General features: G+C 74.0%; 26 protein-coding genes. 17 read left to right on the top strand and 9 right to left on the bottom strand.

The features are described 5' to 3' along the window. Window positions 1-172: 172 nt before the first annotated feature. The 3 genes from BIV28_RS06955 to BIV28_RS06945 all read right to left on the bottom strand — a co-directional run bounded on the left by BIV28_RS06955 (window position 173) and on the right by BIV28_RS06945 (window position 2,657). Window positions 173-1,102: a hypothetical protein gene (locus BIV28_RS06955; RefSeq protein ID WP_076260487.1), complete on the bottom strand. Its 930-nt coding sequence runs from the start codon at window positions 1,100-1,102 to the stop codon at window positions 173-175. A 227-nt stretch (window positions 1,103-1,329) separates the two neighbouring features. Beyond that, complete coding sequence (locus BIV28_RS06950; RefSeq protein WP_083707116.1) at window positions 1,330-1,908, bottom strand: nucleoside deaminase; 579 nt, start codon at window positions 1,906-1,908, stop codon at window positions 1,330-1,332. Then, the gene (locus BIV28_RS06945) at window positions 1,905-2,657 is read right to left on the bottom strand and encodes an SAM-dependent methyltransferase (RefSeq protein WP_076260486.1); all 753 of its coding nucleotides are present in this window, start codon (window positions 2,655-2,657) and stop codon (window positions 1,905-1,907) included. Before BIV28_RS06945 ends, BIV28_RS06950 begins: the two co-directional genes overlap by 4 nt. 97 nt (window positions 2,658-2,754) lie before the next feature. On the opposite strand from BIV28_RS06945, the gene BIV28_RS06940 reads away from it, so the two are divergent. Continuing rightward, the gene (locus BIV28_RS06940) at window positions 2,755-3,858 is read left to right on the top strand and encodes a hypothetical protein (RefSeq protein WP_076260484.1); all 1,104 of its coding nucleotides are present in this window, start codon (window positions 2,755-2,757) and stop codon (window positions 3,856-3,858) included. Here the strand turns inward: BIV28_RS06940 and BIV28_RS06935 are convergent. Both BIV28_RS06935 and BIV28_RS06930 read right to left on the bottom strand, forming a co-directional pair. After that, the gene (locus BIV28_RS06935; RefSeq protein ID WP_076260483.1) at window positions 3,855-5,159 is read right to left on the bottom strand and encodes an alpha-hydroxy-acid oxidizing protein; all 1,305 of its coding nucleotides are present in this window, start codon (window positions 5,157-5,159) and stop codon (window positions 3,855-3,857) included. The two genes, BIV28_RS06940 and BIV28_RS06935, sit on opposite strands and share 4 nt — an antisense overlap. 26 nt (window positions 5,160-5,185) lie before the next feature. Next, complete coding sequence (locus BIV28_RS06930) at window positions 5,186-6,001, bottom strand: maleylpyruvate isomerase N-terminal domain-containing protein (protein ID WP_242652813.1); 816 nt, start codon at window positions 5,999-6,001, stop codon at window positions 5,186-5,188. A 170-nt stretch (window positions 6,002-6,171) separates the two neighbouring features. Between BIV28_RS06930 and BIV28_RS06925 the strand changes: the two genes are divergently transcribed. The 4 genes from BIV28_RS06925 (at window position 6,172) to BIV28_RS06910 (ending at window position 9,167) form a co-directional block, all read left to right on the top strand. Further along, window positions 6,172-7,122, top strand: coding sequence for a proline dehydrogenase family protein (locus BIV28_RS06925; protein WP_207555824.1), 951 nt, complete (start codon window positions 6,172-6,174; stop codon window positions 7,120-7,122). A 68-nt stretch (window positions 7,123-7,190) separates the two neighbouring features. After that, complete coding sequence (gene proC / locus BIV28_RS06920; protein WP_076260481.1) at window positions 7,191-7,997, top strand: pyrroline-5-carboxylate reductase; 807 nt, start codon at window positions 7,191-7,193, stop codon at window positions 7,995-7,997. Window positions 7,998-8,012: 15 nt separating this feature from the next. Continuing rightward, window positions 8,013-8,525, top strand: a complete 513-nt coding sequence (locus tag BIV28_RS06915) for a GNAT family N-acetyltransferase (protein WP_076260479.1) — start codon at window positions 8,013-8,015, stop codon at window positions 8,523-8,525. Window positions 8,526-8,636: 111 nt separating this feature from the next. Then, window positions 8,637-9,167 carry a GNAT family N-acetyltransferase gene (locus tag BIV28_RS06910; protein WP_076260477.1) on the top strand — a complete coding sequence of 177 codons (531 nt, stop codon included), beginning with the start codon at window positions 8,637-8,639 and terminating at the stop codon, window positions 9,165-9,167. 63 nt (window positions 9,168-9,230) lie between these two features. On the opposite strand, the gene BIV28_RS06905 is transcribed toward BIV28_RS06910, so the two are convergent. Further along, window positions 9,231-9,632 carry a YrdB family protein gene (locus tag BIV28_RS06905; protein ID WP_083707115.1) on the bottom strand — a complete coding sequence of 134 codons (402 nt, stop codon included), beginning with the start codon at window positions 9,630-9,632 and terminating at the stop codon, window positions 9,231-9,233. Beyond that, window positions 9,629-10,297, bottom strand: coding sequence for a potassium channel family protein (locus BIV28_RS06900; RefSeq protein WP_076260475.1), 669 nt, complete (start codon window positions 10,295-10,297; stop codon window positions 9,629-9,631). Before BIV28_RS06900 ends, BIV28_RS06905 begins: the two co-directional genes overlap by 4 nt. A 56-nt stretch (window positions 10,298-10,353) precedes the next feature. Here BIV28_RS06900 and BIV28_RS06895 point away from each other — a divergent pair, with 56 nt between their 5' ends. The 7 genes from BIV28_RS06895 to BIV28_RS20230 all read left to right on the top strand — a co-directional run bounded on the left by BIV28_RS06895 (window position 10,354) and on the right by BIV28_RS20230 (window position 18,208). Next, window positions 10,354-11,550 (top strand): acetoin utilization protein AcuC, encoded by a 1,197-nt coding sequence (locus BIV28_RS06895; RefSeq protein WP_076260473.1) that lies wholly within the window; start codon window positions 10,354-10,356, stop codon window positions 11,548-11,550. Between the two features lie 222 nt (window positions 11,551-11,772). Continuing rightward, window positions 11,773-12,588: a hypothetical protein gene (locus tag BIV28_RS06890; RefSeq protein WP_076260471.1), complete on the top strand. Its 816-nt coding sequence runs from the start codon at window positions 11,773-11,775 to the stop codon at window positions 12,586-12,588. A gap of 184 nt (window positions 12,589-12,772) precedes the next feature. Then, entirely contained in the window at window positions 12,773-14,125 is a 1,353-nt protein-coding gene (gene aspS, locus BIV28_RS06885) for an aspartate--tRNA(Asn) ligase (protein WP_083707114.1), read from the top strand. A 204-nt stretch (window positions 14,126-14,329) separates the two neighbouring features. Next, complete coding sequence (locus BIV28_RS06880) at window positions 14,330-14,530, top strand: helix-turn-helix domain-containing protein (protein ID WP_013491514.1); 201 nt, start codon at window positions 14,330-14,332, stop codon at window positions 14,528-14,530. Between the two features lie 342 nt (window positions 14,531-14,872). Continuing rightward, the gene (locus BIV28_RS06875) at window positions 14,873-14,971 is read left to right on the top strand and encodes a 30S ribosomal protein bS22 (protein ID WP_003792170.1); all 99 of its coding nucleotides are present in this window, start codon (window positions 14,873-14,875) and stop codon (window positions 14,969-14,971) included. Between the two features lie 310 nt (window positions 14,972-15,281). Continuing rightward, on the top strand, window positions 15,282-16,328 hold the full coding sequence (locus tag BIV28_RS06870) for an NAD-dependent epimerase/dehydratase family protein (RefSeq protein ID WP_076260469.1): 1,047 nt from the start codon (window positions 15,282-15,284) through the stop codon (window positions 16,326-16,328). After that, window positions 16,325-18,208 (top strand): 1-acyl-sn-glycerol-3-phosphate acyltransferase, encoded by a 1,884-nt coding sequence (locus BIV28_RS20230; RefSeq protein ID WP_242652812.1) that lies wholly within the window; start codon window positions 16,325-16,327, stop codon window positions 18,206-18,208. Before BIV28_RS06870 ends, BIV28_RS20230 begins: the two co-directional genes overlap by 4 nt. Window positions 18,209-18,334: 126 nt before the next feature. Here the strand turns inward: BIV28_RS20230 and BIV28_RS06860 are convergent, their stop codons facing one another. Further along, window positions 18,335-19,711 carry a DUF5667 domain-containing protein gene (locus BIV28_RS06860; RefSeq protein WP_076260467.1) on the bottom strand — a complete coding sequence of 459 codons (1,377 nt, stop codon included), beginning with the start codon at window positions 19,709-19,711 and terminating at the stop codon, window positions 18,335-18,337. Between the two features lie 397 nt (window positions 19,712-20,108). Beyond that, complete coding sequence (locus BIV28_RS06855; RefSeq protein ID WP_076260465.1) at window positions 20,109-20,927, bottom strand: RNA polymerase sigma factor; 819 nt, start codon at window positions 20,925-20,927, stop codon at window positions 20,109-20,111. Window positions 20,928-21,054: 127 nt separating this feature from the next. Between BIV28_RS06855 and BIV28_RS06850 the strand changes: the two genes are divergently transcribed. The 5 genes from BIV28_RS06850 (at window position 21,055) to BIV28_RS06830 (ending at window position 26,245) form a co-directional block, all read left to right on the top strand. Next, the gene (locus BIV28_RS06850) at window positions 21,055-21,351 is read left to right on the top strand and encodes a glutaredoxin family protein (protein ID WP_076260464.1); all 297 of its coding nucleotides are present in this window, start codon (window positions 21,055-21,057) and stop codon (window positions 21,349-21,351) included. A gap of 148 nt (window positions 21,352-21,499) precedes the next feature. Then, window positions 21,500-22,180 carry a redox-sensing transcriptional repressor Rex gene (locus tag BIV28_RS06845; protein ID WP_076260462.1) on the top strand — a complete coding sequence of 227 codons (681 nt, stop codon included), beginning with the start codon at window positions 21,500-21,502 and terminating at the stop codon, window positions 22,178-22,180. Continuing rightward, on the top strand, window positions 22,177-23,559 hold the full coding sequence (gene hemA, locus BIV28_RS06840) for a glutamyl-tRNA reductase (protein WP_076260461.1): 1,383 nt from the start codon (window positions 22,177-22,179) through the stop codon (window positions 23,557-23,559). Before BIV28_RS06845 ends, hemA begins: the two co-directional genes overlap by 4 nt. Continuing rightward, the gene (gene hemC / locus BIV28_RS06835) at window positions 23,556-24,599 is read left to right on the top strand and encodes a hydroxymethylbilane synthase (RefSeq protein WP_083707112.1); all 1,044 of its coding nucleotides are present in this window, start codon (window positions 23,556-23,558) and stop codon (window positions 24,597-24,599) included. The genes hemA and hemC overlap by 4 nt, the downstream gene beginning before the upstream one ends. Then, window positions 24,596-26,245 carry a bifunctional uroporphyrinogen-III C-methyltransferase/uroporphyrinogen-III synthase gene (locus BIV28_RS06830; RefSeq protein ID WP_076260459.1) on the top strand — a complete coding sequence of 550 codons (1,650 nt, stop codon included), beginning with the start codon at window positions 24,596-24,598 and terminating at the stop codon, window positions 26,243-26,245. The genes hemC and BIV28_RS06830 overlap by 4 nt, the downstream gene beginning before the upstream one ends. Window positions 26,246-26,247 lie beyond the last annotated feature (2 nt).

Genomic DNA, 26,247 nt, shown 5'->3' with positions numbered 1-26,247 from the left:
TCGGGTCCTGTTCCCCATCCTGAGTCGGTTGCGCTCAGGTTCGGCCTCTGTTCGCCGTGGGCGAAACGCTGTCCACCCCTCGACCCGCGCCGCAACCGCGCCACGGCGCACTTTCGCGCGCGGTTCGGCGCGGGTGCGGACCACAAGTGCGCCGTGGCGCAGTTTCCGCCTGTCAGGCCGGCTGCGCGAGGTCACCCGGCCGACCCGGGAAGTGGCGTCGCCAGTCGTCGCGGAGCGGGGGCACCGGCATCCCGACCGAGCGCATCGCCTTCGTGATCCGTGACAGCGTCCGAGCCGGGGTCGAGTAGACGTCCCTGGACACGATGACGAGGCGGCGGATGCGTTCGTCGTCGAGGTCCTCGTCGCGTCCGATGTCGCCGAGCCACTGCTCGTCGGACTCCGCGTGGTGGCGCCCGTCGTACTCGATGATGAGCCGGAAGGGCAGGTAGGAGAGGTCGTACCGCCGCAGGAGCCGGCCGTCCGCGTCGAACACCCGGTGGTCGACCTCCGGCTCGGGCAGCCCGGCGAGCACCACGAGGAGCCGGACGCGCGACTCCATCGGGGAGTCCACGCGAGAACGGACGAGCGAGGCGGCGCGCCGCGCCAGCCTCGAGTGCGGACCGCTCTGGTGGCGTGCGCTCTCGACCAGCTCCTTCTCCGTGGTGCGCCCGGCTCGGACGAGCGAGTCCCCGAGCACGACCAGGTCGACGAGACCCAGCACCTGCGCAAGGTCGAGGAACGTCTGGGACGGGCTCGTGACGCGCACACCGCGGAAGGCGACGACGCGGTGTCCGGCCTTCGTCCGGTGGGCGGCGATGCCGACGCGCCGGGTTCGGTTGCGTGGACTGCACACGTGGATGTCCGGATCGTCGGGCACGACGCCGCCCCAGAGCAGGGCGGCGGTGTGGTGCGAGACGTAGCTACCCGGGGTGACGACGGCGAGGGCGGCCAGGACGCGGCCCTCGAGGCCCGGCACGAGGTCGCCCTCCACGTGGACGCCCCGGAAGACCGCCTGGTGGGTGCGTCGGAGGCGGCTGTCCGTCAGGCCGGACGCCAGGGCATCGGGTCGTCGGATCGGCAGCGGTCGGTCGTGTCTCGCCATGAGTCGAGACTGCCCTCGGAGACGGTCGTCGCGTCCGTGCTCTCCACAGGGTCCCGCGGGACCGGAAGTGCGCCATGGCGCGGTTTCGAATGGAATCCGGCAGCGTCGGCGTCTGGAACTGCGCCATGGCGCACTTACCGCGCGGATCGCAGCCGATCGCGCGCCGGAAGTGCGCCGTGGCGCAGTTTCCTCCGGACGTGGCGGGAGAAGGGGTGCGGGCAGGCGCGTCAGGTGGGTGGGTGGCGGTGGGCGAAGCGATCGTGCAGGTCGCGCACCTCGTCCTCGAGCTCGAGCGCGGGGCCGGCGACGACGGCGCCCGGTACGACGTCGGTGATGGCGAGGGCGCGCACCGGGGAGGGCGGCGCGCCCCATGCCGCCCGCCACCGGCCGAGCTGCTCGCTGCTCGCGGCGTAGACGATCCTGCCCAGGCCCACCCAGCCGTGCGCGGCCGAGCACATCGGGCAGTGCTCGCCCGAGGTGTAGACGGTGGCGCTCGCACGCTCGGCCGCCGTCAGGCGGGCGCCGGCCCAGCGGGCGATGGCGAGCTCGGGGTGCTGCGTCTCGTCCATCTCGACGACGTGGTTGTGGTCCTCGAAGAGCACCTCGCCGTCGGCGGACACGAGCACCGAGCCGAACGGCTCGTCGCCGCGCTCGAGTGCCAGCCGGGCCAGCTCGACCGCCCGGCGCAGGTGGCCGAGGTCGGACGCCGTGACGCGCGTGGCGTCGGTGCTCCCGGATGCGCCCGACGCGTCGGTGCCCGCGGACGCGCCCGACGCGTCGGTGTCCTTGTCGTCGGTGCTGCTCATGCGACCCTCCCGGTGACGAGTGCGAACGTGACGAAGGCGCCGCCGTCGGCCTCGAGCATCTGCTGCACCGGCGAGGTGGCCTGCCCCTTGAGCTCGTTGACCGCCCGCTCCCAGAGCAGCCAGTTGGCGCAGCCCTCCGGCTGCGTGCGCGCCGTGACCGAGGTGAACGCGCGGCAGAAGTCCCACTGGCTGCGCAGCCACTCGGCGGTGTGCCAGGCGGCGGTCTCCGAGCCGACGACCTTGTCGACGTGGTCGGGGATCTCGCCGAGCTCGCGCACCTCCGTGGTGAGCGCGGGCGTCGCCACGCCGAGCTGCCCGCCGGGACGCAGGAACTTGGCGACGTAGGGCGGGTAGTGGTCGCCGGTGCCGAAGTACTCCCACGCGTCGATGCTGATGATCGCGTCGAAGGCGCCCCGCCCGAAGGGCAGCTGGTGGGCGTCGACGCGGACCGGCAGGACGCGGTCGGCCACGCCCTCCTTGTCGAAGACGGCGCCGGCCTCGCTCGGGTCGACCCAGAGGTCGGCGGCCACGACGTCGACCCCGTACTCCTTGGCGAGGAACACCGAGGTGGCGCCGAGACCGGACCCGAGGTCGAGCACGCGCATGCCCGGGCGGAGGTCGAGGTCGGCCGCGAGGTCCTCGAGCAGCCAGAGCGGGTGCGGGCCCATGTCGAGGTCGACGAGCCACATGGCGTCGTACTTGGCGGACTTGGGGAAGGCGTCCTTCGTCAGGTGGTCCAGCGCAGGCATGCCCCGATCCTGCGCGACCGGGCGCCGCGGCGTCGAGCCGTTTCGACGGCCGGTCGGCCCGCAACAGGGTGCGACGGTGCGCCAGACTGTGCCCCACATGTCCGACATGACAGGGGAGCAGCTCACCATGCACCGCCTCACACCACCATCCACCCGACGACGAGCCTCGCTCGTCCTGGCGACGGTCCTCGCGGCCGTGGCGGCGCTGCTCGTGCCCGCCGCCAGCAGCACCGCGGCCACCGCGCCGCCGCCGGTCTCGAACATCACCGTCACCGAGCGCACCGCCCACCGGATCGCCATCAGCTACGTCGTCCCGGCGGCCTACTACAGCCCCGGCGGGGGCGGCGTCGTGCGCCTGACCCGCGGCTACACGCCGGCCGCGACGCCGAGCGCCGGCTACGCCGTGCCGGTCACCGGTCGTACCGCCCGCACCACCCTCGACCCCGGCCTCACTCCGAACGTCGCCTACACCCTGGCCGTCTGGGGCCGGGCGAATGGCCAGTACTCCGCCCGACGCTCGGTCACGGTCGTGACGCGTCCGGACGTCGTCACGGCGCTCTCGGGCGTCGCGTCGGTGAGCGGTCCGTCCTACAGCCCCACCGGGCCGCAGGTGCGCCTGACCTGGCGCAATCCCGCGGGGCCGCTCAAGGCGGTGCGCATCGTGCGCAACGTCGGGCCCACCACCACCGGCGGCTCCGTCGTCGTGCTGAGCGGCTCGGCCCAGTCCTACGTCGACACCACCCTGCCCGCCCAGGTGTGCGGCGCGGCCTACCGCACGACGGGGTGCAGCACCGCGCCCGTGCACTACTGGGTCATCCCGGAGTCGACGACGGGCGGCTTCGCCGAGCACTACGTGCGCGCCGACGTCGTCGTGGGCAGCCGCACCATCTCGGGCACGGTGTCGGCGGGCAACAGCGGCATCGTCGCGCTCTGCTGCCAGAACCTCGGCGACGCCGAGGACCTGCCGGTCGCCGACGCCTCGGCCGACCCGGGCGTCGACGGCGGCGCCTTCACGGTGCACGTCCCGCCGGGCGTCTACACCGCGTGCACCTTCGCCGACGCCCCACCGCAGAACGTGTGGGGCTCGTGCTGGAGCACCAACGGCGGCGGCACCAAGGAGACGTGGTGGGAGGTCGGCGGCGACCCGACGCCGACCATCGACCTGCGCACTGCGACGAGCTACACGGGCGTCCGCCTCTAGCGGCGTCCGTCGAGGGCGACGAGGTCGTCGGGCGTCAGCCCGGCGACCGTCGTCCGCCCCGTCAGGGCCAGCTGGAGGTCGAGCTCGGCACGGAGGTTGCGCAGCACCTCCGCCACGCCGGCCGCGCCGGCCAGCGCCAGGCCGTAGACGTACGGACGGCCGACGCCGACCGCAGTCGCCCCGAGCGCGAGGGCGACGAAGGCGTCTGCGCCGCAACGGATCCCGCTGTCGAAGACGATCGGCATCGCAGACCCGGCGCCGCGGACCGCCTCGACGACGCCCGGCAGGGCGTCGAGGGCCGCCACCGAGCGGTCGACCTGCCGGCCTCCGTGGTTGCTCACCCAGAGGCCGTCGACGCCGGCGTCGACGGCACGCAGGGCGTCGTCGGGGTGCAGCACGCCCTTGAGCACGACGGGCATCGTCGTCAGGGCGCGCAGGCGGGGGAGGTCCTCCCACGTCAGGGACGGCCGGCTGAAGACGTCGAGGAACACCTCGACCGCCGCGCGCGGCTCGGCCGACGTGAGGTTGCGACGCGTGTCGCCCGGGTGGTGGCGACTCATCGACAGCAGCGTCGACACAGCGCCCGGCGTCGGCCGCGGGCGGTCCTGCGCCCCAGCGGAACCCGCCGCCGCGACGCGCTCGGCGACGAGGCGTCGGAACACGGGGTCGGACGTGTACTGCGCGATGCCCTCGCCGCGCGCGAACGGCAGGTGCCCGAGGTCGAGGTCGCGCGGGCGCCAGCCGAGGTAGCCGGTGTCGAGGGTGACGACGAGCGCCTCGCTGCCGCAGGCCTCGGCGCGCGACACGAGGCTCTCGACGAGGTCGTCGTCGCTGCTCCAGTACAGCTGGTACCAGTGGCCGGAGCCGCCGAGCTCACGCGCGACGTCCTCCATCGGCACCGACGCCTGGGTGCTCAGCACGGGCGTGACACCCTGCTCCCTTGCGCCCCTGGCCACGGCGAGGTCGGCGTCGGCGTGCGCCATCGACAGGACGCCCACGGGGGAGACGAGGAACGGTGAGGGGTGGCGTCGGCCGAACAGCTCGACGGACTGGTCGCGCTCGCGGGTGTCGACGAGCATCCGGGGCGCCACCTGCCAGCGGTCGAACGCCCGCAGGTTGGCTCGAGCGGTGGCCTCCGACCCCGCCGACCCTGCGACGTAGGCGAACCCGCGTCGCGACATGACGCGTCGGGCGGCCTCCTCGAGCCGCGTGCCGTCGGTGGGGACCTCGGGGCGTCGGCCGAAGGCACCCGCACGGTAGATCGCCGACTGCACGGCGCGACCGAGCCCAGCGTCAGGCATCGGACCTCCTCGTCGTCACGTCTCGCTCACCAGGTCACCGACACCGTGTCACGCCACCAGCGCTCGAGCGCGTCGGCGGGCTCGGCGTCGGTGCGGCTCCACAGCCGCAGGAACAGCTCGACCGTGCCGCCGGTCCACGCCGCGTCGGCGTCGGCACCCAGCGCCTCGACGTCGGTCAGTCGGGTCGTGGTGGCGGGGCGGTCGGGGGCGAGGTCGAGCAGCCACGCCAGCGACGCGTCGTCCGGGCGCACGAGCACCCGCGTCGGGCGCCGGGGCTGGGCACCCTGCTTGCGTCGCGGCACGAAGCCGGTGAGCAGCTCGTCGATGCCGTCGGCCGCGAGGTGCGGGCGCAGCCACGTCTCCTCGGGACGGGGCGCCCGGCCGAGGCGGGCGGCCATGGCGTCGACGGCGTGGACCGTCGTCTCGTGGCACTGCCGCCGCGCCCAGAAGACGCGGGGCGCCGGCGCGTCGTGCAGGAAGGTGAGCGCCTCGAGGTCGTCCGGCGCGTCGACGAGGGCCTGCAGCAGCCCGGTGGCGCCCGCGTCGAACCACTCGAGCACGTCGGCCGCGGCGCGGCCCTCGGCCTCGAACCGCTCCGGGTCGCCCTCCGGGGTGCCGCGCACCTGGCTCGTGGCCCAGCGGTGCACCATGCCCTGGTGCGCGACGAGGTCGAGCACGGTCCAGCCGGGGCACGTGGGGACGGACGCGTGCAGACCGGCCGACCCGGCGTTGCCGCGCAGCACCGTCGAGGCCGTGCCGAGGCCCTCGCCGAGGTCGTCGAAGGTCAGCCCGGACGCCAGCCCGGTGGCAGGGCCCGGCCCGCCGGGGGAGAGGTCGCTCACGGCCCCGAGTCTGCCGCACGGGACCGGTCCGGTGGCGGGCACCGACGGCCGCCGGTGGGCCCGGCGTGGACGGCCGTGGACGGGGCACCCGGCCCGCGGCGGTAGATTTCGGGCGAGGGACGGCCACCGCCGCCCGTCCGTACCGCCCAAGAAACCCCCGGAGGCCCGCCGTGGACGCCAGCGACCTGCTGCGCAACTCCCTCCTGCAGCTGTCCAAGCAGGAGAAGATCCGAGACGTCATCGAGAAGGCGCCGGTGTCGCGCTCGGTCGTCAAGCGCTTCGTCCCCGGCACCGACCGCGCCGACGTCGTCGGAGCCGCCGCCGAGATCGCCGCGTCCGGGCGGCTCGCCACCATCGACTACCTCGGCGAGGACTGCCTCGAGCTCGCCCAGGCCGAGCACACCCGCGACGCGTACGTCGGGCTCCTCACGGGCCTGTCGGACCAGGGGCTGACCCAGGGCGGCCGCGTCGAGGTGTCGCTCAAGCTGAGCGCCCTCGGCCAGGCGCTGCCCGGCGACGGCGACCGGATCGCCCTCGACCACGCGCGCGAGATCTGCACGGCCGCCGAGAAGGCCGGCACGACGGTCACCCTCGACATGGAGGACCACACGACCACCGACCGCACCCTCGAGTCGCTGCGCGAGCTGCGCGCCGACTTCCCGAGCGTCGGCGCCGTGCTGCAGGCCTACCTCTACCGGACCGAGGCCGACTGCCGCGACCTCGCCACCGCCGGCTCCCGGGTCCGGCTCTGCAAGGGCGCCTACAAGGAGCCCGAGTCGGTCGCCTTCCAGGCCAGCGCCGACGTCGACAAGTCGTACGTGCGGTGCCTCAAGGTGCTCATGAAGGGCGAGGGCTACCCGATGGTCGCCTCGCACGACCCGCGCCTCATCGAGATCGCCGGGGCGCTCGCGGGCCAGGCCGGCCGCGACCCGCGGTCGTTCGAGTACCAGATGCTCTACGGCATCCGCCCCGAGGAGCAGCGCCGCATCGCCGACCGCGGCGACCAGATGCGCGTCTACATCCCGTACGGCCAGGAGTGGTACGGCTACCTCATGCGGCGGATGGCCGAGCGTCCCGCCAACGTCATGTTCTTCCTGCGCGGCGTCGCCACCAAGGGCTGAGGCCGCACACCCCGCCCGACCCACCCGCACGACCCACCCCGCCCGACCCACCGGCTGAGGAGGCCACGATGACGACGACCGCGATCTTCGGAGCCGGTGTCATGGGCGAGACGCTCGTGTCCGGGCTCATCCGCTCGGGTCGCCCGGCCGGCGACCTCGTCGTCACCGGCCGGACGCCGGAGAAGGTCGACGCGCTCGCCGGGCGCTACGGCGTGCGCGTGCTCTCGAACGCCGACGCCGCCGACGTCGCGGACACACTGGTGCTCTGCGTCAAGCCGCAGGACATGGCCGGGCTGCTCGACGAGATCCACGACCACGTCGCGCCGGGCAACGCCGTCGTGTCTCTCGCCGCCGGCATCACGACCGAGTACCTCGAGTCGCGGCTGCCCGAGGGCACCTCGGTCGTGCGCGTCATGCCGAACACCCCGGCGCTCGTCGACGAGGGGATGGCCGGCATCGCGCCGGGCAGCCACTGCACCGACGACCACCTCGCCGAGGCCGAGGCGCTGCTGAGTTCGTGCGGCAAGGTCGTGCGGCTCGCCGAGAAGCACCTCGACGCCGTCACCGCGATCTCCGGGTCGGGTCCGGCGTACATCTTCTACGTCGTCGAGGCCATGATCGAGGCCGGCGTCGTGCTCGGCCTGCCGCGGGCCACCTCGACCGAGCTCGTCGTCCAGACGCTCTACGGCGCAGCGACGATGCTCAAGGAGACCCGCGAGCACCCGACCGTGCTGCGCGAGCAGGTCAGCTCGCCCGGCGGCACGACCGTCGCGGCGCTGCGCCAGCTCGACGACCACAAGGTGCGCGCCGCCTTCGTCACGGCCATGGAGGCCGCGGCGGCCCGGTCGAAACAGCTGGCATCCGGGCAGGTCTGAGGGCACTGTGGGGTGATGGCCGACTCTCACCCCGCGATGCATCTGCACACCGTCCGCCCGGACGACTGGGAGTCGCACCGCGACGTCCGACTCGCGATGCTCCAGGACGCGCCCGACGCGTTCTGGTTCACCTACGCCGACGAGGCCGTCTACGACGAGGCCGACTGGCGCGAGCGCATCGAGGGTGCGTGGCTCGTGCAGGCGCGTGACGCGTCGGGCGTGCTGGGCAGTGCCGGCCTGGGTTCCCACTGGGAGCCCGAGAGGGCAACGGTCGCAACGCTTTTCGGGATGTACGTGGCGCCGCGCGCCCGGGGTCGCGGCGTCGGGGAGGCCCTCGTCCACGCCGTGCTCGACGAGGGCCGGCAGCGCGGCAAGTCCGAGGTGGTCCTCGAGGTGACGAGCAACAACCCCGCCGCGCAGGCGCTCTACGAGCGGTGCGGCTTCGTCGTGACCGGGGCGACCCATCCGCACCCGCGCCGCGGGGAGCTGCACGAGATCGAGATGGTCGCCCGCCTCGACGTCGGTTGAGACGGTCCGGAGCGGGTACGGGCGGGTCGGCCGAGGGCGGCCGGGGCGCGGGACCAAATGTTCACGCCCCCGCGGGTGCGCGCCGTCGGGGCTTCGTGCGAAGGTTGCTCCATGACCGAGATCACCGTGCGCCCCCTGGGTGAGGACGACTGGCAGGACTACCGATCGGTCCGGCTCGCCGCCCTGCGCGAGTCGCCCGAGGCGTTCGCGGCCTCGATCGACGAGGAGGAGGCCTACGACGAGGATCTCTGGCGCGACCGCATGCGCCGCTCGGCCCGCCTCGTCGCCGAGCGCGCGGGCGGCGCGGTCGGCGTCGTCAGCATCGGCACCGCCAAGGGCAGCGAGGACGCCTCCGCCGGTGAGCTGTTCGGCCTGTGGGTGCACCCCGAGGCCCGCGGGTCCGGTGTCGCCACGACGCTCGTAAAGGAGGGCGCGCGCCTGGCCACCGAGCGCGGCCAGAGCCACCTCGTCTACTGGGTCGGCACCGAGAACGGCCGGGCCGTCGCCTTCGCGAGCGGGATGGGCTTCCGTCCCACCGACTACCGCCGCCCGATGGGCGTCGTCAGCGAGGAGGACGGCGAGGAGGAGATCGCCATGGTGCTGCCGCTCGGCGACGACCGCAGCCCCACCCTCCACCTCTGAGACCGCCGGCCCGTCCACGGGCGGGCGCCACCGCTGCGACGCGTACCCACGCCGACGCCGACGTCAGCGCGGCGACGTGCGGCGCCCGAACGGGGCGGTGACCGCCCACAGCAGCCCGAGGGCCAGCGCCCAGCCGGGGCGGCCCGAGAGCACGAGGCCACCGACCGCAGCCCCGAAGAGGACCACCTCGACGCCGAGGCGGGCCGGGTCGTCGAGCCGCCGCGATGCCCGCGGCGCGACCCAGCGACCCCAGACCGCGGCGGCCAGCACGGGCAGCGCGGCGGCCATGAGCACGCCGACGACGACCGCTACCGGCGACCCGACGGTCCAGCCGCCGACGCCGAGGGCCGCGAGCATCCCGAGCTCCGAGGCGAACCGGCCCGCGCCGACGACGAGGCCCGGACCCGTCATCGCGGCGGCCGGCGGGCCCTCCGGCGCGGGACCGCGGCCGCGGACGTGGCTCACGGACGTGCCGCGAAGCGCTCGATGAGCTCGGTGGGGCCGCTGACGATGAGCATGTGGTGCGCCGAGATCTTCGTCTGCGGCACGGCGTAGGTGAAGTCCTCGCTCGGCGCCTTGACCCCGACGATCGTCACCCCGTATTTGCGGCGCACCTGGCTCTGCTCGAGCGTGAAGCCGATGGTCTCGCTCGGCGGCTTGAGCTTGACGATGGCGAACCCGTCGTCGAACTCGATGTAGTCGAGCATCTTGCCGTTGACGAGGTGAGCGACGCGTCGGCCCGAGTCGGCCTCCGGCGAGATGACGTGGTGCACCCCGATGCGGTCGAGGATCCGCTTGTGCTCGGGGGAGAGCGCCTTGGCCCAGATCGAGGGCACCCCGGCGTCGACGAGGTTGGCGGCCGCGAGCACCGAGGACTCGACCGAGGAGCCGATGCCGACGATGGCGATCTTCGGGCTGGCGTCGCGGATCATCTCCAGGGCCGAGGAGTGCGCCATGTCGGCGTGCACGACCTTGGCCACCTTGTTGACGTACGACTCGGCGATCCCGTTGTCGCGCTCGACGGCGATGACCCGGTGCCCGAGCCGCGTCAGCTCCAGGGCGACGGCGGAGCCGAAGCGTCCGAGTCCGATGACGATGACGTCGTCGTCGAACAGGCGGTTGCGGGCCATGTGAGATACCTCTTTCGCGGGACTCGCGCCTCCTCGGACGCGATAGCGTCTCAATCATGCCAAGTCAGGCTCGGGTCGTCTGGGACTCCTCGTTCACGCGCTACGACTTCGGGCCGACGCACCCCATGGCACCCGTGCGGCTCGACCTCACCGCGCGGCTGTGCGACGCGCTCGGCGTCTTCGACGCGCCGGGCGTCGAGGTCGTCGGCGCCGACGTCGCCCCCGACGCACTGCTCGAGACCGTCCACGACGCCGACTACGTGGCAGCCGTCCGCGCCGCCTCCACCGACCCGACGACGGCCGACGAGGCGCACGGGCTCGGCACCGAGGACGACCCCGCCTTCCGGGGCATGCACGACGCCAGCGCCCGCGTCGTGTCGGGCACCGTCGACAGCGCGCGGGCCGTGTGGGAGGGCAGCGCCGAGCACGCCGTGAACTTCACCGGCGGCCTGCACCACGCGATGCCCGGCGCCGCCAGCGGCTTCTGCGTCTACAACGACATCGCCGTCGGCATCCAGTGGCTGCTCGACCACGGGGCCGAGCGCGTCGCGTACGTCGACGTCGACGTCCACCACGGCGACGGCGTCGAGCGGATCTTCTGGGACGACCCCCGGGTGCTGACGATCTCGGTGCACGAGTCCGGCCGGGCGCTCTTCCCCGGCACCGGCTGGCCGAGCGACATCGGCGGCAAGGGCGCCGAGGGCAGCGCGGTCAACGTGTCACTGCCGCCCGGCCTCACCGACGCCGGCTGGCTGCGGGCGATCCACGCGGTCGTGCCGGCGGTCGTGCGCTCCTTCAAGCCGGACGTCCTCGTCACCCAGCACGGCTGCGACACCCACGCCGAGGACCCCCTCGCGCACTTCGCGGTCACGGTCGACGCCCAGCGCGCCGCGGCCGACGCCTTCCACCGCCTCGCGCACGACGTCTGCGACGGGCGCTGGGTGGCCCTCGGTGGCGGGGGCTACGAGGTCGTCGACGTCGTGCCGCGCACCTGGACGCACCTGACGGCGATCGCGGCCCACGCCCCCATCAAGACCTCCGTCGAGGTCCCCCAGCACTGGCGCGACCACGTCGAGCGGGTGTTCGGCCGCCCCGGGCCGCGCCGGATGGGCGACCTCACCGCCGAGGACGGCCCACTCTGGTGGCGGTCCTGGGAGATGGGCTACGACCCCGCGAGCGAGGTCGACCGCGCCGTCATGGCCACCCGGTCAGCCGTCTTCCCGCACCACGGACTCGACATCCACTTCGACTGAATTCTTGGCGCCTGCTTCGCCCGGCGCGTGCCGCGGCGCCCTTCAGGCGTCGCCTTCCTCCGCTTCGCTCGCTCGTTCCTCGCTCGCTTCGCTACGTCCAGGCGACGCCGGCGCCGCGGCTGAGCCATCTGCGCTCGCTCCGCTCGCTCGTTCCTCGCTCGCTGCGCTGCGTCCAGGCGACGCCGGCGCCGCGGCGGGCTGTCCGGCCCTAGGATCGCGCGAGTGTCCGACGCCGACTCCTCCACAGCCGCGAGCTTTCCCGACCGACCGATCCGCGTGGTGCGCACCGGGACCACGCCGCCCACGGCGCAGCTGGTCCTCGCCGCGTTCTTCGTCGCCCTCGCCGTGGGTTGCGCCGGCTGGCTGGTCTCGACGATCGCGCCCGACCTGGCGATCCGCGCCAACCCCGTCACCATCTCCGACGGCCAGGTCGACGGCTCCTGCCACGTCAAGAGGGCCCTGGCCGACTGCTCCGTGACGCTCACCTACACGGTCGACGGCCGGACGCACGTGGTCCCGCGCGACTACTTCTGGGTCGACATCGGCGGGCACGACTACTCGACCGACATCATCGTCGCGGGCGACGACCCTTCCAACGCCACGGCGTCCGTCGCCCTCGAGAAGCTCCCGAACCGGGTCCTCACCGCAGTGGGGTCCCTGCTCCTCTTCCTCGGGTGCGCCGTCGTGCCGGTGCGCCACTACCGCCGCTCCCGCCGGGCGCGCGAGAGCTACGACACCGAGCAGGTCCTGCGCTTCGTGGCGGTCCCGGTCGTCAGCGTCCAGGACGTGTTCCTGCGCGGCAAGGCCTACCGCTACACCGCGCCGGACGGCAGCGGACCCAAGCTCTCGAGCCTCATCACCGAGGCGGAGGTGGCCCCGTACGGGCTCGCCGACGGGCGTCTGCTCGCGGCGATGGCCGAGGGGCAGGACCCGATCCTGCTCGACCAGGGACTCACGCGGCTCGACCTCACCGACGAGGAGAGGGCCCGGATCGCCACGGCTGCAAGCACTCTCGTCACCAGGCCCGTCAGGCACTGAAAGTCGGTGGTCACCCGGCACGTCGTCGGCGTACCCTTTCCGGCACGGCGACGACGGGCCTGACGATCCTGAGCCGAGCACGACAAGAGGCCTCCGCACTCCTGCGGCGGCGAAGGTGTGGTGGCACAGCGACATTCCCCATCGCCCACACCTCCGGGGCACGAACCCACCGGAGGTGAACGGAATGCAACCGAACCCATCGACCGTCACGACGCCCGTGACACCCACTGCTGCAGGCGAACCCGGCCCGTCCCGCGTCCTCGCACGCGACCTCGCGAGCGTCGGCGACGGCCGCGCGGCCGTCCTCATGGGCTGGGTGCACCGGCGCCGCGTGCTCGCCAGCGTCAGCTTCCTCGTCGTACGCGACCGCTCGGGGCTGGCCCAGGTCGTCGTGCGCGAGCCCGAGGCCCTCGCGGCCCTGGCGTCGGTGCCCGAGGAGACGACGGTGCGCGTCACCGGACGCGTCAGCCTCAACCCGGCCGCGCCGGGCGGGGCCGAGCTCGTCGACCCCGTCCTCGAGGCCCTGACCGAGCCGGCCACGGCGCCGCCCGTCGAGCTGTGGCGACCCACCTTCGGGGCGGGACTGCCGACGCTCCTGGACCACGCCGCGGTGACGTTGCGGCACCCTCGGCACCGCGCCGCCTGGGCCATCGCCTCGGCGTCGATGCGCGGGTTCCGTTCTGCGCTGGGCGAGCTCGAGTTCACCGAGATCGCCACGCCCAAGCTCGTCGGCACGGCCACCGAGTCCGGGGCCAACGTCTTCACCGTCGACTACTTCGGTCGCACGGCCTACCTGGCACAGAGCCCGCAGCTGTACAAGCAGATGCTCGTCGGGGTGTTCGAGCGCGTCTTCGAGGTGGGGCCGGTGTTCCGGGCCGAACCGCACGACACGGTGCGCCACCTGGCCCAGTACACCTCTCTCGACGCCGAGCTCGGCTTCGTCCGCGACCACCGGGACGTGCTCGCGGTGCTGCGTGCCGCGGTCGCCGGCATGGTCGAGGCCGTGCGGGCCGACGCGTCCGAGGCCGTCGCGACGCTCGGCATCGAGCTGCCCGTCGTGCCGGAGCAGATCCCGGTGGTCCACTTCAGCGAGGCGCTCTCCCTGGTCGGCGCGGACCCGGACGAGCCCGACCTCAGCCCGGCGCACGAGCGGGCGCTCGGGGCCTGGGCGCTGGCCGAGCACGGTTCGGACTTCCTCGCCGTCGAGGGCTACCCCATGGCCAAGCGACCGTTCTACACGCACCCGCAGCCGGACGACGAGCGGTGGAGCAACAGCTTCGACCTGCTCTTCCGGGGCCTCGAGCTGACGACCGGCGGGCAGCGCCTGCACCGGCCCTCGGACTACGCGGCCGCCCTCGAGCGCACCGGAACCGACGCCTCGGTCCTCGCGGGGTACCTCGACGCGTTCGCGCACGGGATGCCGCCGCACGGCGGTTTCGCGATCGGTCTCGAGCGCTGGGTGGCGCGCCTGACCGGGGCCGAGAACGTCCGCGAGGTGACCCTGTTCCCGCGCGACCTGCACCGTCTCGAGCCCTAGCACGAGGCCGTCCGGGACGGGCGGCAGGCCTCGGAATCACAGATCCCTCTCGGCGCGCCTCCTTGCCTTTCCCAGCCGGATTTCCCCGTCCACTTCCCCTCCAGTCACATCTGCCCCTAGTGTTGCTTCTTGCACCTGCGTGCAGTTTCGCCGGAGGGGAAGCCGGCGACGCGCGGATGCACCAACAGAAGATCGGGGTATCACATGTCGAATGAGCGCCAGCTCGCCGAGGTGCGGTTCCTGACCGTCGCCGAGGTCGCCTCGATCATGCGCGTGTCCAAGATGACGGTCTACCGGCTCGTCCACGGTGGGGAGCTCCCCGCCGTCCGGGTCGGCCGCTCCTTCCGGGTTCCGGAGGATGCGGTGCACAAGTACCTGCAGACGTCGTACATCGACACCGCGTGACACCAGCGTCACACCGCACCAGAGGGCGGTCCGGGCCACTCGGCCCGGACCGCCCTCTTGCGTCGGCCCCGAGCGCGTCGGCCCCGAGCGCGTCGGCCCCGAGCGCGTCGTGCCCAGGACGGGGAGTCGCGCCCCGGACGGAGCGGGCGGAACGCCGTGACGCGTGCCCGGCGCACTGCTCGAGCTGAGCCTGTCGGACGCTGCTTTTGGGTTCGGCGCCACGCACACGCTAGGCTGTGAAGCCTGTTCGGCTCGTGACACATCGACTGCACTGCACGTGACGGTGTGTCGACGCAGGTCGACACGTTCGTCAGCAAATCCAGTCGCACGACAAGGACAACCATGGGCTCTGTCATCAAGAAGCGCCGCAAGCGGATGGCGAAGAAGAAGCACCGCAAGCTGCTGCGCAAGACGCGTCACCAGCGTCGCAACAAGAAGTGAGCTGACTCCTCCGGGAGTGCTCCGTCGCGGGTCCGTCCCGCGGCGCCGTCGACCCTCGCCCGACCTCGGGTGGGGGTCGTTCGCGTCTCCGGGCCGTCTCCGGTCACGGTGGGGGAGCGGCGGGCGGCGTCCCGACCGCCCCGATCTCGGGCGGGCCGCCCGCGGTGCGACGAGACCCACACCGCGTCGCGCGGCGCGGACGGGGGCCTGCTGGGTAGGCTTTCCAAGGACGAGGGAGCCGGCGCTCCGGCGCCCGGGCCCGACCGTCGCACCCGCTGCTGACCGCCGCACCCGAGGACTGGAGGAGCCGATGGCCAAGGTCGTTCTGGTGACCGGCGTGTCCCGGTACCTCGGCGGCCTCTACGCGCGGCGCCTGTCCGCCGATCCCGGCATCGAGCGCATCCTCGGCGTCGACGTCGTGCCGCCTCGGCACTCGATCGGTCGCGCCGAGTTCGTCCGCGCCGACATCCGCAACCCGATGATCGGGCGGATCATGGCGCAGGCGAAGGTCGACACCGTCGTGCACATGAACGTCATCGCGACCCCCAAGGACACCGGTGGCCGCATGACGCAGAAGGAGATCAACGTCATCGGCACGATGCAGCTGCTCGCCGCGTGCCAGAAGTCCGAGTCGGTGAGCCGCCTCGTCGTGAAGTCCTCGGCCGCGGTGTACGGCTCGTCGCCGCGCGACCCCGCGATGTTCAGCGAGGACATGAGCCCCAAGACGATGCCACGCGCCGGTTTCGGCAAGGACTCCGTCGAGGTCGAGGGCTACGTGCGGGGCTTCTCCCGGCGCCGTCCCGACGTCGAGATCACGATGCTGCGCCTGGCCAACGTCATCGGCCCGAGCATCCACACGGCGCTCACCGACTACTTCGCCCTGCCGGTCGTGCCGGTGCCGCTGGGCTTCGACGCCCGCTTCCAGTTCCTCCACGAGGACGACGCGACGGCCGCGATGATCCTCGCGACCACCGGCCCGGCCGTCGGCATCGTCAACGTCGCCGCCGACGGCTTCCTCACCGTGACCCAGTGCACCGCCATCGCGCGTCGGCCGATCCTGCCGGTGCCGCTCGCCGCGGCCGGGATCTTCGGCAGCGTCGTGCGCCGCAGCGGCCTGGCCGACTTCTCCCGCGACCAGCTGACGTTCCTCGCCTTCGGCCGCGGCCTCGACACGCACCGGATGCGTGACGTGCTCGGCTTCGAGCCGCAGTACACGACGCGTTCGGCCTTCGAGCACTACGCCCACCACCTGCGCCCGGCCGTGCCCGGCGTCGACGGCGTGTCCGACGCCGTCACCGACGCCGCCGGAGGCACGGCCGCCGCCATCGCCCGCGTCCTCGACAGGATCCAGCCGTGAGCCCCGCCCGCCAGGAACCGGACACCCCGACCGAGCCCACCGGCGCGACCGAGGCGGCGTCGACGCCGCGCCCGCCCGAGAAGAAGAAGGCCGCCGGGAAGACCACCGCCAAGAAGACCGCCAAGAAGACCGCCAAGAAGGCCGCCACGAAGAACGCCGCGACCGCGACGCGCGCAGCCGCGAAGACCTCGAGCACGACGACTCCGGCGGCCAAGAAGGCGGCTCCGAGGTCGCCGAGCTCCTCGCGGCCGAGCCGCGGCGCGTTCGCCGCCGGAGCAGCGCGGGCCTCGGGCGAACGCCAGCGGCGCTCGGGCACGCCGCTGCTGTCCGGCGGCACCGTCGAGTCCGTCGAGCCGCTCCAGCCCGTAGACCCGGCCGAGCCCGCCGCGACCGCGGCCGAGGACCTCCTCGAGCCGACCGACGCCCCCACGCCCACCGCCGAGCACATCGCCGCCGGCGACACTCCCACCGATGACACCCCGACCGGCGTCGAGGAGCCGAAGGCCGCGCCCGCGCCGCGCACCCGGCCGAGCCGGGCCGCGATCCGCGCCGGCCGCACCGAGTCGGCCTCCCGGGCCGCCCACCCGACCGCCGTCCCCACCGGCGAGCCCGGCCCCGGCGAGCGCCCCCGCGGCGCGGCCGCCGACGCGTCCGGCACGTCCGGTGCGGGTGCTCGCGACGGCGCTCCGACCACCGAGCCCACCCGGACGCCCCCGGCGCGCACGCGTCCGCCACGCCGGGTGCCGCTGCCCCCGGCGTCAACCCCGGCATCGCCCTCGCTCGAGGAGGTCCGCGAGCGGGCGCGGCTGCGGGCCGTGCCGCCGATCGAGGAGCCCGAGGCCGGCGACGTCACGGCGGAGGGGTCCGACCTCGCCAGCGCCCTCGGCCTCACCGGGCTGCAGTCCAAGGCGGAGAAGCTCGTCGGGGCCGTGCTCGAGGCCGCCGAGTTCAGCAGCGAGTCCCGCCCCGGCCCGGCCGAGCTCGTCGAGCTCGCCGTCAACGTCCTGCGCGCGGCGGCGACCTCCGCCGGCCTGCCCGCCGAGGAGGTCGAGCGGCAGGTCGCCGAGACCCTCGCCTACCTGCGGCGCCGGATCACCGGCGACTACACCGTCGACGAGTTCGGCTTCGACGAGGACTACACCGTCCACGTCCACCTGCCGCTGCTGCGCCCGTTCTACCGGTCGTGGTTCCGGGTTGAGGTGCGCGGCATCGAGAACATCCCGTCCGTGGGCGGCGCGCTCGTCGTCGGCAACCACTCCGGCACCGTGGCGATGGACTCGCTCATGACCCAGGTCGCGGTGTACGACGAGCACCCACAGCACCGGCACCTGCGGATGCTCGGCGCCGACCTCGTCTTCCAGCTGCCCTTCGTCGGCACCATGGCGCGCCGGTCGGGCTCGACGCTCGCAGCCAACACCGACGCCGAGCGGCTGCTGCGCGGCGGCGAGCTCGTCGGTGTCTGGCCCGAGGGCTTCAAGGGCGTCGGCAAGCCGTTCAGCGAGCGGTACAAGCTCCAGCGGTTCGGCCGCGGCGGCTTCGTGTCGGCGGCGCTGCGGGCCGGCGTGCCGATCGTGCCGGTGTCGATCGTCGGCGCCGAGGAGATCTACCCGATCCTCGGCAACATGCCGGCGGTCGCGCGCCTGCTCGGGCTGCCGTACGCGCCGATCACGCCGACGTTCCCGCTGCTCGGGCCGCTGGGGATGATCCCGCTGCCGAGCAAGTGGCTCATCGAGTTCGGGCCGCCCATCGACACGACCTCGTTCGGGCCCGAGGCGGCCGACGACCCGATGCTCGTCTTCGACCTCACCGACCAGGTGCGCGAGACGATCCAGCAGACGCTCTACAGCCTGCTCATGCAGCGCAAGTCCGTCTTCCTCTGACGAGCGGTTCGGTGCCGAACGCGTCGCCGAGGCGCGAACGCGTCGGTGCACCGCCGCGGTCGGCACCGAACGACTCGTTCGATCGTCGGGGTCGGCGTGTCGGGGACGGGCCTGTCAGCCGCCGGCTCAGGGCAGCTTGGGCAGCGAGGGCGTCAGTGGCAGCTGCGGCACGGTGAGGCTCACCGACGGCAGCGGGACCGACGGCAGCCCGGTGATCGAGACCCCGCCACCCCCGACGCCGATCGTGCCGGACGTCGCCGTGACGCCGGGCAGGCTCACCGTGCTGCCCGGCAGCGTGACGCCGCCCCCGCCGACACCGACGGAGGACGAGGACACGCCGACGCCCGGCAGCTGGATGGTGCTGCCGGGCAGGGTCACGCCGCCGGTGACGCCGAGGCCGGGGAGGGGGACCCCGCCGACCCCTGGCACGGTCACCGTGCCGCCGGGTTGTCGGGGGACGGTCGCAGGGGGTGCCGGCGTCGTCGGGCGACCGGAGGAGGGCTGGGGGATCGCGGTGGTCGCCGACGAGGAGGGGGTGCCCGTGACGATCGCCGACAGCAGCTGACGGGCCTGGGTGGCGCGGTCGCCGCAGGCGGTGCAGGTCGCGAGCTCGCGCAGCACCGCCACGCGGTTCTGGGTCAGGAGGTCGTGCAGACGCTGCCACGACGGGAGTGCCGCGGCGGGCACCTGGCTGCGGAGCGCGTCGACCTGCGGGAGGGCCCGGGCGTAGAAGTCGGCGAGCTCGGTCAGTGCGTCGGCGCGGTTGTCGCTGCGGTAGGCCTCGAGCAGGAGCGTCTGGGCGCGGGTCGTGGAGTCGGACGCGAGGTCGAGCGCCGTCTCGACGTCGCCGGCCGCCGGGGCGCCGCGGTCGACGAGGTCGCGGGCCTCACCGATGTGCTGCTCGGCCTGCGCGAGGTAGGTCAGGCCCTGGTCGAACCGCGACCCGGACAGCTGGACGGCCGCCCGGTCGAGCACCTGCTTGACGCCGTAGAGGGCATCGCCCGGCAGCGCCGACCGCGACGCCCAGCCGAGGGCACCGCCGACGACGAGCAGGGCCGCGGCGGCCGCCGCGAGGTAGCGCAGTGGGCGGGCGGCGACGCGCAGCACGGAGACCGTGCCGCCGGAGCCGGAGCCGGGGCCCTCGGACGAGCCGTCGGGCTCGGTGCCGGGCTCGGTGCCGGGCGCGGTGTCCTCGGGGGACGCGTCGCCGCGGGCGTCGAGGCCCGGACCGTCCGGGGCGCTCGTCGGCGTCAGCGGCTGGGTGGGGGAGTCGCCGGAGGGACCACCGAGCGGCACGACCGGGGCGGCGAGGCCGCCGTCGTCCTCGAGCAGCCGGGCGCGCAGGTCGGCGACGAACTCGCGGCGCGGGGCCAGGGCCGCCTGGTCGACCGCCGTGACGGCGTGCACGACCGCGACGAGCTCGAGGATGCCCGGCTCGGTGACGCGCTCGCCGTCGAGGGCACGCTGGAGGAGGTCGGCGTCGGACGTGGGGCCGAGGTCCATCTCTCTCCTCCTTCGGTGCTCGGGTCGTGCGGTCAGTTCGTGCAGGTGGCTCAGGTGCTGCGGTGCCCAGGTGCTGCGACGTGCAGCGGCAGGCGTCCTCGCCCGACGCGCGTCGGGACCGGGGTGGGGTCCGTGGCCGGAGCGGGCGTCCACCGGCCCGCCACGCTGGCGTGGCGGAGGGGGCGCTGCAGCGTCGGCGTCAGGGATGCGCGGCGGTGCGCGGTGGCTGCACGGTGCGGGTGGTGCGTCGTGTCGTGTCCTGCCCTCGGTGTCGTCGGAGTCGGAATCGCGGTCACGCGCCCCGGGGCGCCGGGGAGCGCGAGGGGCTGCGGTGCGGCCCCACACGAACCGTCCCGCTGTCGTGAGAACGACGCAGGTGCCACAGGCGTTACGGGGTTCACAGATCCACCCCCTCGAGGGTCTTGCGCAGCGCCCGGGTGGCCCGCAGCTGCAGCTGCTTGACCGCGCCCTCCGACTTGCCGATGACCTTGGCGGTGTCGGCGAGGCTGAGGCCCTGCAGGAACCGGAGGGTGATGCACTCGGCCTGGTCCGAGCCGAGGCCGCGGATCGCCTCGACGAGCCGCTCGTCGCGCAGCCGGGCGAGGACCTCGGCGTCGGGGGCGTCGACCCGCTCGTCGGCGTCGCGCATGTCGGCGGTCGTGACCTCGAAGCGGAACCGGGCCGACTTCACGTGGTCGGCGATGAGGTTGCGGGCGATGGTCACGAACCACGCCGCGATGTCGCGGCCCTGCCAGGTGAAGGTGTCGATGCGGCGCATCGCGCGCAGGAAGGTCTCGGACGTGAGGTCCTCGGCCAGCTGCCGGCTCGCGACGCGCACGAGGACATAGCGGAAGACGGTGTCGACGTAGGCGTCGTAGAGCTGGGCGAAGGCCTCGCGGTCGCCGCCCTGGGCCAGCTCGACGAGCGCGGTGATGCGGGCCTGCTCGGCGACGTCGCGCTCGAGGGTGCGGGTGCCGCGCCCGCCCGGGGCGCCGGCTGCGCCCTGGCCGCCGACGGAGAAGCGTCCGTTGGTGCCGTCCTCGAGGGCGGCCCAGATGGCGTCGAGCGCCGAGCGCCACGAGGGCAGGTTCGCGCCGAGCGGCGCGGCGCCGAGCGAGGCGCCCGCGAGGGCAGGGGAGGGCAGGGCCGCGGTCGGGACCGTCCCCGGCGCGACACCACGCGGCTGCCGGCGGGCCGGCGTCCTCCTCGGGCGCATCCGTCACAGTCTGGCCCATGATCCGGTCGGATGGGAGTGCGTTCGCCCGATGTGACCGATCTGCTACCGATCGGTAGCCCTTGTCGTCCCCGGGGGGTGGCCGGACCCGGCGTCTTACAGTGGGTCCATGAGCACGACCGACGGTCCCGGCCCCAGCGCGACGGACGCCGGGGGCGCCGCCCCGCCTCCGCGCGTCGTGCTGCTCGGGCGCGAGGGCTGCCACCTGTGCGAGGAGGCGCGGGCCGTCGTCGAGCGTGTCACCGCCGACCTCGGCGTGAGCTGGCAGGAGCGCTCCGTCGACCAGGACCCGGACCTCGTGCGGCGCTACGGCGAACAGATCCCGGTGACCTTCGTCGACGGGCGGCGGCACGACTTCTGGCGGGTCGACGAGGGGCGCCTGCGGCGCGCCCTCGGCGACGGCTGACGGGGACCGGTGCCCGGGGGCGTCCCTACGTCTGATAGGCCCGTCACGTCAACTTTGTGCATGGCTTCACAAACGTCTAGCCTGAACAGGTCCTTACGTGCTCCGCGTTCGTGTCGAACGCCTCTGCGAGAGGAGCCGGTGAGCAAGCGTGTCCGCCGACCCTGTTCTGCGTCGAGAGATCCCCGACGCAACCGTCGCGCGGCTCCCTGAGTACCTGCGGACGCTGTCCCGACTGGCTGAGGACGGCGTGCTGTCGGTCTCCTCCGAAGAGCTCGCGGCCGAGGTGGGCGTGCGCTCGGCCCAGCTCCGCAAGGACCTCAGCCACCTCGGCTCCTACGGGGTGCGCGGCGTCGGCTACGACGTCGAGACCCTCGCCCTCGAGATCTCCCGCGCCCTCGGCCTGACCCAGGACTGGCCCGTGGCCATCGTCGGGATGGGCAACCTGGGCCACGCGCTCGCCTCCTACTCGGGCTTCGTCACCAAGGGCTTCCGCATCGTCGGCCTCTACGACGACGACCCGGCGCTCGCCGACGAGGTCGTCGTCGGCGTCCGCATCCGCCCGCTGGCCGAGATGGCCGCCCACCACGCCGTCGACCCCATCGCCATCGGGGTCATCGCGACGCCGGCCCCGGCCGCCCAGGCGGTCTGCGACGCCCTCGTGGGCACGGGTATCTCCTCGATCCTCAACTTCGCGCCCGCCGTGCTGTCCGTGCCCGACGGCGTCGACGTGCGACGCGTCGACCTGTCCACCGAGCTGCAGATCCTCGCCTTCCACGCGCAGCGCAAGGCGCTCGCGGCCGGCGAGCTGCGATCGGCGGTGGCGCGATGAGCCTGCTCGTCATCGGCCTGTCCCACCACACGGCGCCCCTGTCGGTGCTCGAGGCGCTGTCCGAGCGCCCCGACCGCGCCGAGGCCATCGCCGGCTCGGTGCTCGGCTCGGCCACGGCGTCGGAGGCCGTCGTGCTCTCCACGTGCAACCGGCTCGAGGTCTACGCCGAGGTCGCCGCCTTCCACCCGGCCGTCGCCGCCATCGGCGAGGCCCTCGCGCTCGCCGCCGGCATCGAGCAGGGCGAGGCCGTCACCACCTCGCACGTGGCGCCCACCGACCCCGCCGAGGCCCTGGCCGCCCGGGCCGAGTCGCTGGCCGACCACCTCTACGTGCGCTTCGACGACGCCGCCGTCGCCCACACCTTCACCGTCGCGTGCGGCCTCGACTCGATGGCCGTCGGCGAGGCGCAGGTGCTCGGCCAGATGCGCGACGCCCTCTCCGGTGCCCAGCAGCGCGGCCAGGCCGGCGAGTCGCTCAACTCGCTGTTCCAGCAGGCCCTCCGGGTCGGCAAGCGCGCCCACTCCGAGACCGACATCGACCGCCACAGCGTCTCGCTCGTGCAGATCGCCCTCGAGCAGGCCGCCCAGGTGCTCGGGCCGCTCGAGCGGCGCAGCGCCGCCGTCGTCGGCGCCGGCGCCATGAGCGGCCTCGCCGCAGCCACCACGCGCCGCAACGGGATCGGCGAGCTGACCGTCGTCAACCGCACCCCCGAGCGCGCCGAGCGCCTCGCGGCCGCCACCGAGGGCACCGCCCGGCCGTGGTCCGAGCTGCCCGACGTGCTCGCCGAGGCCGACCTCGTCATCACGTGCACGGGTGCCGTCGGCCACGTCGTCACCGGCGCCGACCTCGACGCCGCCGCGGCCCGACGCGACGGCCGCCCGCAGGTCGTCGTCGACCTCGCGCTGCCCCGCGACGTCGAGCCCGCCGACACGTGGTCGACGCCGGTGCCCTCGGTCGCGCTGCTCGACCTGCAGCACCTCGGCCGGCTCCTCGAGGGCCGGGCCGACACCACCCAGGTCGTCCGCGTCCGCGAGCTCGTCACCGGCGAAGTCGCCGACTACCTGACCCGACGCGTCGAGAAGACCGTCGCGCCGACCGTCGCCGCGCTGCGCTCGCGGGCCGCCGAGCTCGTCGCCGTCGAGATGGAGCGGCTCGACCAGCGCCTGCCCGGCCTCGACGAGGGCACCCGCGCCGAGATCGGCCTCGCCGTGCACCGGATCGTCGAGAAGCTGCTCCACACCCCGACCCGACGCGTCAAGGAGTTCGCGATGGAGGGCAGCGGCGACGACTACGCGGCCGCCCTGCGCGAGCTGTTCGACCTCGAGCCCAAGGACGTCGCCAACGTGTCGACCCCTCCCAAGCGGGGAGGTGGCGCATGACCGCGCTGCGCCTCGGCACCCGCCGCTCCGCGCTCGCGACGACCCAGTCCGCCTGGGTGGCCGACCGCCTGCGCGCGCTCGGCCACGACGTCGAGCTCGTCGAGATCACGACCGAGGGCGACACCTCGGGCGAGCTGCTCACCGCGATCGGCGGCACCGGCGTCTTCGCCGCCGCCATCCGCAGGGCGCTGCTCGACGGGCGCATCGACGTCGCCGTCCACTCGCTCAAGGACCTCCCGACGACGCCCGAGCCCGGTCTCGTCGTCGCCGCGGTCCCCACGCGTGAAGACAGCCGCGACGTCCTCGTGGCCCGCGACGGCCTGACCCTCGGCGAGCTGCCGGCCGGGTCGGTCGTCGGCACCGGGTCGCCGCGTCGCACCGCTCAGCTCGCCGCGCTCGGTCTCGGCATCGAGATCCGGCCGATCCGCGGCAACGTCGACACCCGCATCGGCCTCGTCACGTCGGGCACGCTCGACGCCGTGGTCCTCGCGCGGGCGGGCCTGGCCCGACTCGGCCGCCTCGAGGAGGCCACCGAGGTGCTCGACCCGATCCAGGTGCTCCCGGCGCCGGGCCAGGGCGCCCTCGCCGTCGAGTGCCGGTCCGACCGCGCCGACGTGCTCGCCGCGGTCACCCCGCTCGATGACCCCGACACCCGCGCGTGCGTCCTCGCCGAGCGGTCGCTGCTGCGCACCCTCGAGGCCGGCTGCACCGCCCCCGTCGGGGCGCTGGCCGAGGTCGTCGAGGACGACGACGGCCCGGTGCTGTCGCTGCGTGCCTTCGTCGGCACGGAGGACGGCGCCGTCGAGCTGCGTCGCTCGCTCGTGGGCGGGTACCACGAGCCCGAGGACCTCGGGCGCCGGCTCGCGCACGTCTGCCTCGAGGACGGCGCCGCCGAGATCACCGGCACCCCGGTCGGGGCGGCCGCCCCGGCAGGTGCCACCCCGGACGCCGACCCACCGTCCGACACCCCGTTCGACACTCAGCACGACCCCCAGCTCGACACACCGCACGCCACCCACCGACCGGAGCAAGTTTCGTGACCCAGTCTCGCCAGCCGTCGGAGCAGACGGCGTCGACCCCCACGCTCTCGACCTCTCCCGCCCGCGTCGCCTTCGTCGGGTCCGGGCCCGGTGACCCGGGCCTGCTGACGCTGCGCGCCCGCGACCTGCTCGCGGCCGCCGACGCCGTCGTGCTCGACCGCGTCGCCCGCGAGGACGTCGTGCTGGCCCACGCCCGTCCCGGCGTCGAGGTCATCGACGCCGGCCACGGCGAGCAGGGCCAGGAGCTGACCCACGCGGTCCGCGCCAAGCTCGTCGTCAAGGCCGCCAAGGCGGTCGGCCCGGCCGGCCTCGTCGTGCGCCTCATGGACGGCGACCCCGCCACCTTCAACGGCCTCGCCGAGGAGGTCCGCGCCTGTCGCAAGGCCGGCCTGACCTTCGACGTCGTGCCGGGTGTCTCGGCGGTCACCGCCGGCCCGACGTACGCCGGGGTGCCGCTGACGTCCAAGGCCACTGGGGCCGTCCACGTGCTCGCCACCGAGCACGCCGGCCTCGACCTCGCGCCGTACACGGCCGACGCCGACACCGTGGTGCTCCTCGGCAACACCGAGACCATCCGCAAGGCGCTGTCGGCGCTGCTCGCCGCGGGCCGTCCCGGCGAGTCGCTCGTGGCCCTGACGACCAACCCGACGACGGTCCGCCAGACGTCGGTCACGTCCTCGCTCGAGGCCGTCGACCGCCTCTTCTCCGGCAAGGAGCCCTTCGAGGTCTCGCTCGCCGTCGTCTCGCCGAACGTCGACCTGCGCGAGGAGTTCGCGTGGTTCGAGACCAAGCCGCTCTTCGGCTGGAAGGTCCTCGTGCCGCGCACGCAGGCCCAGGCCGGCCCGATGGTCGACCGCCTCGCCGGCTACGGCGCCACGGCCGACGTCGTGCCGACGATCTCCGTCGAGCCGCCGCGCACGCCGCAGCAGATGGAGAAGGCCGTCAAGGGCCTGGTCACCGGTCGCTACGAGTGGATCGGCTTCACGTCGGTCAACGCGGTGCGCGCGGTCCGCGAGCGGTTCGAGGAGTTCGGCCTCGACGCCCGCGCCTTCGCCGGCCTCAAGGTGGCCGCCGTCGGTGGCGTCACCGCCGAGGCGCTGCGCGAGTGGGGCATCAACCCCGACCTCGTGCCCACCGGTGAGCAGTCGGCCGCCGGCCTGCTCGAGGCGTGGCCCGAGTTCGACGAGGTGCTCGACCCGATCAACCGGGTCCTGCTGCCCCGCGCCGACATCGCCACCGAGACCCTCGTCGCCGGCCTGCGCGACATGGGCTGGGAGGTCGACGACGTCACCGCCTACCGCACGGTGCGCGCCGCCCCGCCGGCCGCGTCGATCCGCGACGCCATCAAGGGCGGCGACTACGACGCGGTGCTCTTCACGTCGAGCTCGACGGTGCGCAACCTCGTCGGCATCGCCGGAAAGCCCCACGCCGCAACGGTCGTCGCGTGCATCGGCCCGGCCACGGCCAAGACGGCCCAGGAGCACGGCCTGCGCGTCGACGTCCTCGCGCAGGAGGCCTCGGCCCTCGCGCTCGTCGACGCCCTGGCCGGGCACGGCGTCGGCCTGCAGGTCGCGGCCCGCGAGGCCGGCCAGCCGGTCCAGCGCCCGAGCGACAAGCGTCCGGCCTCGCGCCGCCGCGCCCGCTGAGG

The sequence above is a fragment of the Intrasporangium flavum genome, from assembly GCF_001956915.1.
GTDB lineage: Bacteria > Actinomycetota > Actinomycetes > Actinomycetales > Dermatophilaceae > Monashia > Monashia flava.
Note: the sequence above shows the minus strand (reverse complement) of the source record. Positions and strands in the feature narration are given on the sequence as shown.